Below are 12,716 nucleotides of genomic sequence, written 5' to 3'. Positions count from 1 at the left end.
CATGACTCTCAACAAGTTCAACCTGCCTGACGTCGGCGAAGGGCTCACCGAGGCCGAGATCGTCTCCTGGAAGGTCAAGCCGGGCGACGCCGTCGCCATCAACGACGTCCTCTGCGAGATCGAGACGGCCAAGTCCCTCGTGGAACTTCCCTCGCCCTTCGCCGGGACCGTCACTGAACTGCTGGTCCCGGAAGGGGTGACCATCGACGTGGGCACCGCCATCATCAGCGTCAGCGACAACGTGTCCGGAGACCCCACCCCGGCGGATGTCCGCGCGCCTGAGGCTCCTGCGCAGCCGCTCTACGGCAAGCTTCCAGCGTCCGACGGCGGCACGGCAGACAGTGCGCAGGCCGCGGAAAGTGCCCTGGCAGGCGGGCCCCTGGTGGGCTCCGGCCCCAAGGCTGACGCCGTCAAGCGCCGGCCGCGGAAGACGTCCCCCTCCTCCTCCCTTTCGCGCAACGCTCCGGAGGTGGAGCCCGTCCAGCCCCATTCGCCGGCCGAAGTGACCCAGGACCCGGGCCCGGCAACAAGCCCGGGCGCCGACGTCGACAACCGTCCCACCCTGGGAGGCACCATCACCGGGCTGGTCAGCCGCGTGCTCGCAAAGCCCCCCGTCCGCAAGATCGCCCGCGACCTGGGCATCGACCTGGCAGACGTGGTGGCCACCGGATCCCGCGGCGAGGTGACCCGCGAGGACCTGGTGAGCTACCAGGCCCAGCGGGACGCGGAACTGGACAAGGCGGACGGGTTCTGGGGCAAGGCGGGCAAGCCGCAGGACCAGCGCATCGAGCGCATTCCCGTCAAGGGCGTCCGGAAAGCCACCGCAAAGGCCATGGTGGATTCCGCGTTCGCGGCACCGCACGTCAGCATCTTCGTGGACGTGGACGCCAGCCGCACCATGGAGTTCGTCAAAAGGCTCAAGGCGTCCCGGGACTTCGAGGGCATCAAGGTTTCACCTCTGCTCATCCTCGCCAAGGCAGTCATCTGGGCCGCTGCCCGGAACCCCAGCGTCAATGCCACGTGGGTGGACAACGCCGACGGAACCGACGGCGCGGAAATCCAGGTCAAGCACTACATGAACCTGGGCATTGCGGCAGCCACGCCGCGGGGGCTGATGGTGCCGAACATCAAGAACGCCCAGGACCTTTCCCTGAAGGAACTGGCACTGGCGCTCAACAACCTGGCCGTTACGGCCCGGTCCGGAAAGACGAAGCCCGCCGAGATGCAGGGCGGCACGCTGACCATCACCAACATCGGAGCCCTGGGGATCGATACCGGCACACCCATCATCAACCCCGGCGAGGTTGCCATCGTGGCCTTCGGAACCATCAAGCAGAAGCCGTGGGTCCTTGACGGGGAAGTGATCCCGCGCTGGATCACCACGCTGGGCGGATCGTTCGACCACCGGGTGGTGGACGGCGACCTGTCCGCCCGCTTCATGGCCGACGTCGCCGCCATCCTAGAGGAGCCCGCGCTCCTCCTCGACTAGGACAGGACACTGGCAATCAGCGGCAGCACCCTCCGCGCGAAGAACAGGGCCGCGCGATGGGTGACGGAGGCCTTCCAGCCGCCCGTGGTGGTCAGCATCCAGCTGCTGATCAGTCCCATAACGCAGCCGGGCTTTCCCGGAACAGTGGGGTACGGTGCGCTGGCAGCCCTGTTCGTCTGCGTGCTTCCGCTGTTCCTGCTGCTGATGCTCGTCCGGCTGGGGAAAGTCACTGACCACCATGTCAGCGACCGTCGTCAGCGTGCCCCCGTGCTGCTGATGGCGCTGGCTTCCATCCTGGCCGGGCTCCTGGTGCTGGCGGCAGCGGGCGCCCCGCAAAGTGTGGTGGTGATGGTCCTCGCCGTGGTGGCAGGGGTGGTGGTGCTGGCGGCAGTCAGCCCGTTCTGGAAGATCAGCGGGCATGCGGCGGCGATGTCCTCGGCGGCAGTGATCAGCGTGCTCATGCTTGGTCCGGCGTGGCTCCCGCTGCTGCTCCTGGTGCCTGCCGTCGGCTGGTCCAGGGTGGTGCTGCGCGCCCACACCGTTGCGCAGGTGGTCGCCGGTTCGCTCTTCGGCGGCGTGGTGATGGCCGGGATCTGGTTCGCCCTCCAGGGCCGGATGGTGGCTTAGCCCGGCCTCAGTAGGCGGTGTAGGCGGTCAGCATCTCAAGGGTGGCCGGGTCCGCGGTGGTACCCAGGGCCACGGCAGCACCCGTCATGAGGACAGCCATGGCCGCTGCCATCCCGCCCCAGGCCGTCAGGAGCTTCCAGTCCTCCCGGAGCACGCTGCCCACCGTCTCGGGGAGCTTGATCCCCGGCGCGATGAGGTTGGGGGCGCTGTCCACGCTGCCATCATCCAGTAAAGCCACGACGCGGTCGTTGCTGCGGTCAACGCGCATGGAGCAGATGTGGTTGCCATGGCGGGCGAGGAGGATGTCGTGGCCGGCAAGCTGGCGGCGCTGGAGGGTGATCAATGGGGCCCCTTGATGGTGGTGGATGCTGGGTGTCCGCACCGTTGGGGGCTCCTCCAATTTTATCGCCGGGGTAGAGCCGGGAACGCGCTTTCGGGCGTGAGAACGGACACCATGCGGGACGCGCTGACCGCATGGTGTCCGTTAAACTCTGCTATTCGGCGTCGTACGTATTGGCGATGTAGACGTCGCAGGGCGCGTTGTGGGCCACGCTGTTGGCAACGCTGCCAAGCACGCGCCCGATGCCGTGCATCCTGCGGTTTCCCACCACGATGATCCGTGCGTCCATCCGCAGGGCTTCCTTGATGAGGGCGTCGGCCGGCCTGCCGCGGGCGGCGGAGTACGTGACCTTGATATCCCTGCCCAGCGACTCCGCAACTGTCCGCGCCACATGCTCGGCGGCATCGGCGTCGGACACGATCCAGCGGTCACTGCCACTGCCGAACACCTCGGTTCGGTCGCTGTCGAAGGCGGATACCACGTGGAGCGAGGCGCCAAGGGCTGCTGCGAGGTCGCGGGCCGATTCGGCCGCCTTCTTGGCAGTTGCGCTGCCGTCAACCCCTACAACGATGATTCCGCTCATGTGTGCTCCTTTGCTTGGTTTCAGTAGCGCTGGTCAGGCCAAGGCTACAGCGCGGCGATGGCTTGCTGAAGCACCGGCGCCAGGCGGCGTACCCCTTCGGCGATGGCCTCGGGCGGGACGGCGCTGAAGGCGAGGCGCAGCTTGTTGGAAGGGTCGTCCGACGGCGTGAAGGCGGCTCCCGGGATAAACACGACCCCGGCGTCGATCGCCTTGCGCAGCAGGGGGTAGGTGTCCACACCCTCGGGGAGGGTCACCCACACGAAAAAGCCGCCTTCCGGACGGGTCCATGTGGTGCCCGGCGGCATGTGTTCCTCAAGGGCTGCCAGCAGTGCGGCGCAGCGCTCGGCGTACAGCCCGCGGTATGTCTCGATCTGGCCCCCCCAGTCGTAGTCGCGGAGGTAGGCCGAGACCAGCATCTGGTTGAAGGCGGGCGGGCAGAGCGTTACGGCCTCGGCTGCCAGGTAGTAGCGGCGCTGGAGGTGTTCCGGGACAAGCGCCCAGCCGATCCTGAGGCCCGGGGCGAAGATCTTGGAAAAGGACCCCATGTAGATGACGTCATCCGGATTCGCCGCCCGCAGCGGTGCCAGCGGCTCGCCGCTGAAGCGGAGCAGTCCGTACGGGTTGTCCTCCACCACGAGAATATTCGCACTGCGGCATATATCGACGATCCGTTGGCGCCTGCCCGCCGCCAACGTGATGCCCGAAGGGTTGTTGAAGTTGGGGATGGTGTACAGGAACTTGATGTTCTTGCCGGCCAGTTGAAGGGCGGCAATCCGTGCCTCCAGCTGCTCCGGAACCAGGCCTTCGTCGTCCATCTCCACGGTTTCCACCTGGACCTGGTATGCCTCGAAGGTGTTGAGGGCGCCCACATAGGTGGGATCCTCCACCAGGACCACGTCGCCGGGGTTGCAGAAGACCTTCGTGGCCACGTCCTGGGCGGACTGCGAACCGGCGGTGATCACCACGTTCTGCGGCAGCGCGTCCGTGATGCCTTCTGCGGCCATCACTTCGCAGATTTGCGTGCGGAGTTCCTCCGATCCCTGCCCGCTTCCGTACTGCAGGGCGGTCAGTCCGTCCTCGGCAATGATCTTGGCGGCTGTTGCGGCAAGGCGGTCCAGCGGGAGGGACTGCAGATAGGGGCTTCCGCCGGCGAGCGAGACGAGCCCGGGCCGCATGGAGATATCGAAGACGTCCCGCACTGCTGACTGCCGGATATTCGCGGCGCGTTCCGAAAAGAGTTCTTCGTGGCGGTGCGCGGAGGTCGCCGCCCGCTCGATGGCATCAATGGCTTCTGCTGGCAGCGTCCCTGCTGCGGCGTCGAGTGTTTCGTGGCTCACATCATCAGGATACAGCGAGGTGTTGCCCTAAAAGCAACACCTGTTTATATATACGCCACAGGTTGAGGCTGACGCCCACGCCCGTTATTCGAGGCTCAGCACTTCCTCAAGGGTGAGGCCATTGACGTAGATCTCTGCCCTGATGGCGCCGACGGCAGCCACCGCTGTCTGCGTGAGCTGCGCTTCCAGCCGGGGGAGATCGCACGCTCCGCCGGGGCGGAGGCTTCCGGCCAGGTAAACCGTCACGGTGGTCCCGTCAAAGCTGCCAGAGAGGAACTTCAGGCGTGAGCTGGCAAGGGCGTTGTAAAGATCCGCTTCCGGACCTCCTGCAGTTGCGTTGCCTGGCGGGTCAATCAGCGCGCCGACCGCCGCAGGAAGGGCTTCCCCGGCAGCGGAAGTTTCATGGGGGACGCCCACCAGGCTGTCGTTGCAGCCAAAACGCACACCGTTCCGGCCGCCGTCGTCCAGGAGCACGTAGTACGCCGTCACCGTGTGCGGCGCGGCCGGAGTGCCGGTGGGCCCGGGCTTGCCGGAAGCCCGCAGCACTGCAGCACCGCCAAGGTCCTGCGGGGCTTCGGTGCCGGGAGCGGGGGTACTTGGCGTGGAAACATCCGGTGCCGGGGCGCTGGGCCCGCCGGCCCCGGCGGAGAAACCGGCCGATGCCTGGTTCAGTGATCGGGCAGGGGGAGCGGCCGTCTCCGTCCGGGCAGCATCCTGCGGCTGCGGGGAGGGAGCAACGGGTGGCGGGGCGGCCTGTGTACTGCTGCTGATGGCGAGCGGAGCGGGCGGCGCGGGGGTGGGTTCCAGGGGTGCTCCTGCCGCGCAGGCGCCGAGCCACAGCGGAAGCGCCAGGCTGGCTGCTGCTGCCGTCCGCAGCCCTGCCCTGCGCCTTCCTGCACTCCGTGCCCGCATGCCTCCACCGCAATCCCGTCCGGTTTGGTGGATTAACGTTACGGCTGGCGCCCCGGCCCGGGAATGCCGGGAAGGTACCGGTTGGGACAAGAGTTGATCACGGGGCAGCGCCAGCCCGGACCCGCGCCAAGTTCGCGGACGGAGCCGCCGTCAGGACGCCGGCCGGCCCGGCCACTCTTTGCCCGCCCAGGGGTCGTAATCGGCTATCAGGTCTTCCTGCGGCGGACGCTCGCCCTCTGGGACGTGCTGCAGGTTCACCCGCACCCGGTACCAGAGCGAGCTCGATCCGCGCATCCCGTCCACCAGCACGTCGGCCGGATGCAGGGCCGGAACAAGGTCCGCGTGGCGGGATTTCCATTCGTCGAGGGCGGCCTGCGCTTCGGGCTTTGTCCTGGTCCGGGCAACTTCAATGAGCGGCATCGCCGACTGCCGGCGGCCGGAGCCGTCGCCGCTGCGCGGTGGCTTTTCCGCAGGGCCGAGCTCCTCGGCCAGTGCCAGGAGCCCATCCAGGCTGCCCGCGGCGTCATCGATACCGGCGTGCGGGTCGCCCAGGTCCGCGAAACGCCGGGGCACCGTGAGCACCGTGAACTGGTCCGGCCTGGCGGTCCGGACCTCGTCCCAGGTCAGGGGGGTGGAGACCCGGGCGTCGGGCAGTGGCCGCACCGAGTAGGCGGACGCCACGGTGCGGTCCTTGGCGTTCTGGTTGAAGTCAACGAACACACTCTCGCCGCGCTCCTCCTTCCACCACCGCGCGGTGGCGAGGCCGGGAGCGCGGTTCTCCACCTCGCGGGCAAGGGTCTCGGCGGCGAGCCGGACCTCCCGGTAGGTCCACCGCGGCGCGATGCGCACCAGGATGTGCAGCCCGCGCGAGCCGCTGGTCTTCGGCCACCCCGCCAGGCCGGCGTCGTCGAGCACGTCCCGGGCCACGAAGGCGGCGTCCACGATCTGGGACCAGTCCACGCCCGGCATCGGATCGAGGTCCACCCGGAGTTCGTCGGGGTGTTCCAGGTCCTCTGCGCGCACGGGGTGGGGGTTCAGGTCGAGGCAGCCGAGATTAACCACCCAGGCCAGTCCGGCGGCGTCCCGGATGACGGCTTCCTCCGCTGACGTCCCCGAGGCGTAGTGCAGGGTGGCGGTGTCGATGAAGTCCGGGTGGTTTTCGGGCACGCGTTTCTGGAAAAACGGCTCGGCGTCGATGCCTTTGGGGAAGCGCTTGAGGACCATCGGCCGTCCCCCGGCCCCGCGGAGGGCCCCGTCGGCGACGGCGTGGTAGTACTCCACCAGGTCGAGCTTCGTCAGCCCGGGTTCGGGGAACAGCACCTTGTCCGGGCTTGAGATGCGGACCTCGGTCCCGGCGATGGTGAGGATCTCGGCCGGGGTCTTTGAGGGACTCATGCGGTCACGGTAGCAACGATCAGGTGCGGCAGCCAGAGCAGCGCCGGCGCGGCCGGGCGCCGGGGTCAGGTGCCGGGCGGGTTTAAAAAGGCTGTACCCGGCGCATTGGCTGCGCCGGGTACTGGAGGCATTTTGGTTAAGCCGCGGGCCGGGAGGCGGTGAGTGCGTCGAACACGCCCTTGATCTGCTCCACGACCTCTGCGTCGTCTTTCGGGTGGACCTCAGCGAAGCGGACCATGGATCCCGGCACGGCAAGCTTGACGTCCTCAAGGATCTGCGCGCCGGCAATGCCTGCTGCCTTGCGTGCCTCATCCTGGGCCCAGACCCCGCCGTACTGGCCGAACGCGGTGCCGACGACGGCGGTGGGCTTGCCGGCGAGGGCGCCGGCACCGAAGGGGCGGGACAGCCAGTCGATGGCGTTCTTCAGTGCGGCAGGCACGGTGCCGTTGTGCTCCGGGGTGACGAGCAGCAGCGTGTCTGCCTCATTCGCCGCGGCGCGCAGGGCTGCCGCCGCCTCGGGGACCTGGCCTTCGACGTCGATGTCTTCGTTGTAGAACGGGATGTTGCCCAGGTTCCCGTGGATCACCACGTCGACCTGCTCCGGTGCGTTCAGCTGGATGGCTTCGGCCAGCTTCTGGTTGGTGGACTCGGCGCGGAGGCTGCCGACGAGGGTAAGGACGGTGCTCTTGGTCATGGGAACTCCTGGAGTCTGGGTCCGCGGGAGGGCCGCGGGCCGGTCTAAGCTGAGGCTTGTCAGTGCCTTCACCCATCTAAACGGACTACGGTCCGCTTATTATTCCCGAGGTGTGGAATGTCGGATGTGAGTTCCATCCCACCGCGGCCCGGCCTCCCTGCGGGGGCGGGGGCGGCGGCGGAACGCCGGGACGCCGCAAGGAACCGGGAACGCCTGCTTGCGGCTGCCCGGGAGCTGATTGCTGACTGCGGGGCAGAGGGGCTGACCATGGATCGGCTGGCCGAACACGCCGGGGTGGGCAAAGGCACGGTCTTCCGGCGGTTCGGCAGCCGTGCGGGACTGATGCTGACCCTGCTGAGCGAGTCCGAGGCCGATTTCCAGGCCCGGTTCATGTTCGGGCCGCCGCCGCTGGGCCCGGGTGCGCCCGGGATGGAACGCCTCATCTCCTTTGGGGCGGAACGGATCTCCTACGTCATGGAGTTCGGGGACCTGGTGCTCGCCTCCGAGCATGCCTCGCGCGGGCGCTTTGAAGCCCCCGCCGCCGTCCTGTGGCACCGCCACATCGAGATCCTCCTGCGGGAAGAGGGTTTCGGGCCCGACCCCTGGCTGATGGCCGGCTCCCTGGCGGCGACCCTGGATCCGGAGCGCCTGTTAAGCCTTGTCAAGGTTCACGGAGTCAGTCCCGAGAGGCTCACCGCCTCCTGGCGGGATCTTGTCACACGCGTGGTCCGCGGCGCGTAGGTTACGCCACAGTTCGGATACGCGTCCAGTCACACCAACTTCACAGAACTATTCATAACGATCTGATACGGGCGGGTAGCTTTCCGGGCATTCGCCCGCATTTTCGGTTCCGGCTTGTGATAGTTTCCTCTGGAATGTGACCCGCGACATAGTCCACAAGGACTAAGCCCTGACAGGCTGCGGGACGCCAGCTACCCGCTGGCAAGGACCCGGTAAGGCGGCGCAACCCCCGCTGATCACGGGAAAACGGAAGGATCCAGCACGTGATTGTTGATTTGCCCAACAGCCTGGCCCGCCTGCGGATGACGCGGTGTCTGACCGTCTGGCTGCCGGCGGCGACGATCCAGAAGTAGCTGCCGCATGCTCAGGTATCTCGCCAAGCGGGGCATCACGTATGTCTTCATGATCTTCCTGACAACGTCGGCGGGATATTTCCTCGCCGTCAGTTCCCTCAAGCCCGCGCTGCTTGAACAGGAACGGATACCCCGTCCCACCCCTGAACAGGTGGCGAACTCCATGCGCCTGAAGGGCCTCGACCCCGACCTCAGCCCCTGGGAACGCTATGTCGAATGGCTTACGGCGATTGTCACGCGCTGGGACTGGGGCCGCAGCCCCAACGGCGCCTTCATCAACGCCGAGTTCGGGGACCGGGTCTGGATCTCCACCCGCCTTTTCCTGGCCTCCATCATCCTCACCCTGGTGATTGGGGTTGCCCTCGGCGTCTATTCGGCCGCACGGCAGTACCGGTTCCAGGACCGCGTCATCACCTCGTACAGCTACCTCGCGTACATCGTGCCGGCCCCCATTGCCTACTTCCTGGTGCAGCTGGGTGCCATCAACATCAACGAGACCGTGGGCGAACGCATCTTTTTTGTCACCGGCATCTCCACCCCGGGGATGGAACCGGGCTGGGCCCAGTTCATCGACATGCTCGCGCACTACGCCGTGCCCACTGTTGCCATCACACTGGTGGGCTGGGGGTCCTACCAGATTGCCCAGCGCCAGTACCTCCTGGACAACGTCAATGCCGACTTTGTCCGGACCGCCCGCGCCAAGGGACTCACCAGGAACCAGGCCATCTCGCGGCACGCGCTGCGGGTCTCGTTCATACCCGTGGCCCAGAGCATCGCCTTCACCATCCCGGCCATCTTTGCCGGCGGCTTCTTCGCGGAGAAAATCTTCGCCTGGCCCGGCGTGGGTTCCTGGAGCATCGACGCCATCTCACTCCAGGACGTCAACGCCGCCACGGCCACCCTGGCCTATGGTTCCGTGATCTTCGCCCTGGGAGCCATTCTGGCGGATTTCGCCACCACCCTTGTTGACCCGAGAGTGCGGGTGCAGTAACCGTGACCAACCTCAATGCAGTAGACCCCGCCGCCGTCGCGCAGGACGCCCACCTGGAGAGCGCCGACGTCGTCATCGGCAAGAACACCATCATCTTCCGCCGCTTCATGCGGAACAAGACAGCCGTGGCAGGGCTTGCCATCTTCCTCGCCCTGACCGTTTTCTCCTTCGTGGGCGGGTACTTCACCCAGTGGGACAAGCAAACCATCGACCCCTTCAACATCGGCATGCCGCCGTCGGCCGAACACTACCTGGGCACCTCCCAGGCCGGGATCGACCTCTACGCAATGACGGTGGAAGGCACCAGGATCTCCATCCTGATCGGACTGATCGTCGGGCTCGTGTCCGTCCTCGTCGCCGCCGTCTACGGGTGCACCATGGCCTACTTCGGCGGCAAGGTGGACAAGGTGATGCTCTTCATCCTCGAAGCGCTCATCATGATGCCGGCCCTCCTGGTGGTGGCTGTGGCCACCAGCGGCGGAGGCGAAGGGCTCAGGCGGGACCTGCCGTCCTGGCTGCTGCTGATCATTGTGCTGCTCGTCTTCAGCTGGATGGGAACAGCGAGGCTCATCCGGTCCCTCTCCATGTCACTCATGCAGCGGGACTTCGTCAAGGCCGCCCAGTACATGGGTGTTCCGGCGCGCCGGATCGTGTGGCGCCACCTCGTGCCCAACATCGGGTCGCTGCTGGTCCTGGACATCACGCGTGGAGTCACCGGTGCCATCCTCGCGGAAGTTGCCTTCTCCTTCATCGGCATTGGCATCAAGGTTCCGGATGTGAGCCTCGGCGTCCTGATCGGCGGCGCGACATCCCAGGTGCAGACCTTTCCCTGGATGTTCTGGGTGCCGTTGACCGTCATGTTCCTGCTCACGGGCTCGCTCGCCATGATGAACGACGGACTGCGCGACGCCTTCGATCCAAGCTCAAGCTCGTCCGGCAGCGCCAAAAAGCGTACCGCCCTGAAAGCCCGTGTTAAGGGGAACGCCTCATGAGCAGCGAAATTGCCGCCGGACCGGTTGACCAGCCCCAGTCAGCTGTGGAACGGCTGCACGTGGCCGGCCTTCACGCGCCGGCGGACGCAATCCTGTCCGTCAGGGACCTGAACGTACGCTTCAACACCGAAAACGGTGTGGTTCATGCAGTCCGGGGTGTCGACTTTGACCTCATGCCTGGAAAAACGCTCGGCATCGTGGGCGAATCCGGCTCCGGCAAATCGGTCACGTCCCTGGCCATCATGGGCCTCCTGCCCACCACGGCGGAGGTCACCGGCTCGGTACGGCTGAAGGGCAGGGAACTGCTGGGCCTCAGCGACAAGGCCATGTGCGAGTTCCGCGGCAATGAGCTTGCCATGGTCTTCCAGGATCCGCTGTCCTCGCTGACGCCCGTCTACACGGTGGGCAACCAGATCATCGAAGCGCTGACCATCCACAACCCCGCCATGAGCAAGCAGGCGAAAGAAGCCCGCGCCGTCGAACTTCTTGCCATGGTGGGCATTCCCAGCCCCAAGGAACGCCTCAGGGCCTTCCCGCACGAGTTCTCCGGCGGCATGCGCCAGCGCGTGATGATTGCCATTGCCATCGCCAACAACCCGCGGGTCCTCATCGCAGATGAGCCGACGACGGCGCTGGACGTCACCATCCAGGCGCAGGTGCTGGAGGTGCTGCATACGGCGCAGGAGGAGACCGGAGCCGCCGTCGTGATGATCACGCACGACCTCGGCGTTGTGGCGGGCATGGCGGACGACATCATGGTGATGTACGCAGGCAGGCCGGTGGAGACCGGAGCGGTGGATGACATCTACTACAACCCTCGGATGCCGTACACCATGGGCCTGCTCGGGGCCGTTCCGCGCGTTGACGTTGCGGAGAAGTCATCGCTGGTGCCCATCGAGGGCATGCCGCCGAACCTGATCCACGCGCCCACCGGCTGCTCTTTCGCGCCCCGTTGCCCGCTCGCCACGGACGCGTGCCTGGAGGGTGAACCGGCGCTGGCGCCGGTTCCGGGGCCGGCCGCCCACCGCGCCGCCTGCATCAAATCCGGTTCGCTGGGCGGCGACGTTGATGTCCATGACGTCTTCGCCGCTCCGCCGGTGCCGGTATCCCGCTTCGACGCCATCCCGAGGGAGGAGCGCTCCACCGTCCTGCAGCTGAAGGACGTCCGGAAGCACTTCCCGCTCACCAAGGGCGCACTGCTGAAACGCCGCATCGGTACCGTCAAGGCCGTGGACGGACTGAGCTTCGATATCCGCGAAGGGGAATGCTTCTCCATCGTGGGCGAGTCGGGCTCAGGGAAGACCACCACCCTGCTGGAAATCATGGAGTTCCACAAGGACCAGGACGGCGAGGTGGTGATCGGCGGGATCAGCAACAAGCAGGCCGCCGACGGCAAGACCAGGAGCGCCATGCGCCGGGAGCTCCAGATGGTGTTCCAGGACCCGACCGGCGCGCTTGATCCCCGGTTCACGGTCTATGAAGTCCTTGCTGAACCGCTGCAGAACGCGGGCATGAACAAGGCCGACACCAAGAAGCGGATCATGGAACTGATGAAGCTGGTGGGCCTGCAGCCTGACCATGTGAACCGCTTCCCCAACCAGTTCTCCGGCGGGCAGCGCCAGCGCATCGGCATAGCCCGCGCACTGGCCGTGAACCCGAAGCTTGTGGTCCTGGACGAGCCTGTTTCGGCGCTGGACGTCTCGGTGCAGGCCGGCGTCATCAACCTCCTGGACAAGCTCCGGGCCGAGCTGGGCCTCAGCTACCTGCTGGTGGCGCACGATCTGTCAGTGGTCCGGCACATCTCCAACCGGGTGGCGGTGATGTACCTGGGGAAAATCGTGGAAATCGGCGAAGTGGACCGCGTGTTCGACAACCCACGCCACCCCTACACCCGAGCCCTGCTCTCCGCCATCCCCGTGCCGGACCCCCAGCTGGAGCGCACCCGGGAACGCATCATCCTCCAGGGCGACCTGCCGTCTCCACTGGGCACCCCCAAGGGCTGCAACTTCGCCACCCGCTGCCCGGTCTTTGCTGCGCTGCCGGCAGCGAAGCAGGAAAAGTGCCTGACCCTGGAACCGCCGCTGGAGCAGGTAGCACCCTCCCCGGCGGCCCAAACACTGGCGGCGGAACCACTGCCCGCCCCGGACCAACGCTTCGCCTGCTTCTTCCCTGACGGAGAGCTGGACGAGGACATGCTGGTAGTCCACGAATCGGCGGACCATCATGCGCCCTAGGTTTCTTCGACCCATCACAAGCACCACC

Annotated in this window: 12 protein-coding genes; 6 read left to right on the top strand and 6 right to left on the bottom strand. The window is 66.6% G+C overall.

Translation table 11 applies throughout. The features are described 5' to 3' along the window. The first annotated feature begins 1 nt into the window (after position 1). Both AC4BCK_RS20235 and AC4BCK_RS20230 read left to right on the top strand, forming a co-directional pair. On the top strand, positions 2-1,489 hold the full coding sequence (locus tag AC4BCK_RS20235) for a dihydrolipoamide acetyltransferase family protein (protein WP_400583700.1): 1,488 nt from the start codon (positions 2-4) through the stop codon (positions 1,487-1,489). A 9-nt stretch (positions 1,490-1,498) separates the two neighbouring features. Continuing rightward, positions 1,499-2,116 carry a phosphatase PAP2 family protein gene (locus AC4BCK_RS20230; RefSeq protein ID WP_174177830.1) on the top strand — a complete coding sequence of 206 codons (618 nt, stop codon included), beginning with the start codon at positions 1,499-1,501 and terminating at the stop codon, positions 2,114-2,116. A 7-nt stretch (positions 2,117-2,123) separates the two neighbouring features. Here the strand turns inward: AC4BCK_RS20230 and AC4BCK_RS20225 are convergent, their stop codons facing one another. The 6 genes from AC4BCK_RS20225 to AC4BCK_RS20200 form a co-directional block, all read right to left on the bottom strand. Next, complete coding sequence (locus tag AC4BCK_RS20225) at positions 2,124-2,459, bottom strand: hypothetical protein (protein WP_251424392.1); 336 nt, start codon at positions 2,457-2,459, stop codon at positions 2,124-2,126. Positions 2,460-2,610: 151 nt separating this feature from the next. After that, complete coding sequence (locus tag AC4BCK_RS20220) at positions 2,611-3,039, bottom strand: universal stress protein (RefSeq protein ID WP_104186955.1); 429 nt, start codon at positions 3,037-3,039, stop codon at positions 2,611-2,613. 44 nt (positions 3,040-3,083) lie between these two features. Next, a complete protein-coding gene (locus AC4BCK_RS20215; protein WP_490566400.1) occupies positions 3,084-4,376 on the bottom strand; it encodes an aminotransferase-like domain-containing protein in 1,293 nt (430 codons plus the stop codon). 84 nt (positions 4,377-4,460) lie between these two features. After that, the gene (locus AC4BCK_RS20210) at positions 4,461-5,288 is read right to left on the bottom strand and encodes a hypothetical protein (protein WP_246256128.1); all 828 of its coding nucleotides are present in this window, start codon (positions 5,286-5,288) and stop codon (positions 4,461-4,463) included. Between the two features lie 150 nt (positions 5,289-5,438). After that, a complete protein-coding gene (ligD, locus tag AC4BCK_RS20205) occupies positions 5,439-6,683 on the bottom strand; it encodes a non-homologous end-joining DNA ligase (protein ID WP_363937382.1) in 1,245 nt (414 codons plus the stop codon). A 136-nt stretch (positions 6,684-6,819) separates the two neighbouring features. After that, positions 6,820-7,377 (bottom strand): NAD(P)H-dependent oxidoreductase, encoded by a 558-nt coding sequence (locus AC4BCK_RS20200; RefSeq protein ID WP_174177664.1) that lies wholly within the window; start codon positions 7,375-7,377, stop codon positions 6,820-6,822. A gap of 126 nt (positions 7,378-7,503) precedes the next feature. Here AC4BCK_RS20200 and AC4BCK_RS20195 point away from each other — a divergent pair, with 126 nt between their 5' ends. The 4 genes from AC4BCK_RS20195 to AC4BCK_RS20180 all read left to right on the top strand — a co-directional run bounded on the left by AC4BCK_RS20195 (position 7,504) and on the right by AC4BCK_RS20180 (position 12,688). Beyond that, positions 7,504-8,118, top strand: coding sequence for a TetR/AcrR family transcriptional regulator (locus tag AC4BCK_RS20195; RefSeq protein ID WP_435876342.1), 615 nt, complete (start codon positions 7,504-7,506; stop codon positions 8,116-8,118). A 360-nt stretch (positions 8,119-8,478) separates the two neighbouring features. Next, positions 8,479-9,462, top strand: a complete 984-nt coding sequence (locus AC4BCK_RS20190; RefSeq protein ID WP_174177660.1) for an ABC transporter permease — start codon at positions 8,479-8,481, stop codon at positions 9,460-9,462. A gap of 2 nt (positions 9,463-9,464) precedes the next feature. Continuing rightward, positions 9,465-10,454: an ABC transporter permease gene (locus tag AC4BCK_RS20185; RefSeq protein ID WP_188728257.1), complete on the top strand. Its 990-nt coding sequence runs from the start codon at positions 9,465-9,467 to the stop codon at positions 10,452-10,454. Next, positions 10,451-12,688, top strand: coding sequence for an ABC transporter ATP-binding protein (locus AC4BCK_RS20180; protein ID WP_251424382.1), 2,238 nt, complete (start codon positions 10,451-10,453; stop codon positions 12,686-12,688). Before AC4BCK_RS20185 ends, AC4BCK_RS20180 begins: the two co-directional genes overlap by 4 nt. Positions 12,689-12,716 lie beyond the last annotated feature (28 nt).

The organism is Pseudarthrobacter sp. As-47 (assembly GCF_058215595.1).
Note: the sequence above shows the minus strand (reverse complement) of the source record. Positions and strands in the feature narration are given on the sequence as shown.

Coding starts and splice junctions, on each gene's coding strand:
- AC4BCK_RS20235 (WP_400583700.1), top strand. CDS start 2: ATGACTCTCAACAAGTTCAACCTGCCTGACGTCGGCGAAGGGCTCACC.
- AC4BCK_RS20220 (WP_104186955.1), bottom strand. CDS start 3,039: ATGAGCGGAATCATCGTTGTAGGGGTTGACGGCAGCGCAACTGCCAAG.
- AC4BCK_RS20210 (WP_246256128.1), bottom strand. CDS start 5,288: ATGCGGGCACGGAGTGCAGGAAGGCGCAGGGCAGGGCTGCGGACGGCA.
- ligD (WP_363937382.1), bottom strand. CDS start 6,683: ATGAGTCCCTCAAAGACCCCGGCCGAGATCCTCACCATCGCCGGGACC.
- AC4BCK_RS20200 (WP_174177664.1), bottom strand. CDS start 7,377: ATGACCAAGAGCACCGTCCTTACCCTCGTCGGCAGCCTCCGCGCCGAG.
- AC4BCK_RS20190 (WP_174177660.1), top strand. CDS start 8,479: ATGCTCAGGTATCTCGCCAAGCGGGGCATCACGTATGTCTTCATGATC.
- AC4BCK_RS20180 (WP_251424382.1), top strand. CDS start 10,451: ATGAGCAGCGAAATTGCCGCCGGACCGGTTGACCAGCCCCAGTCAGCT.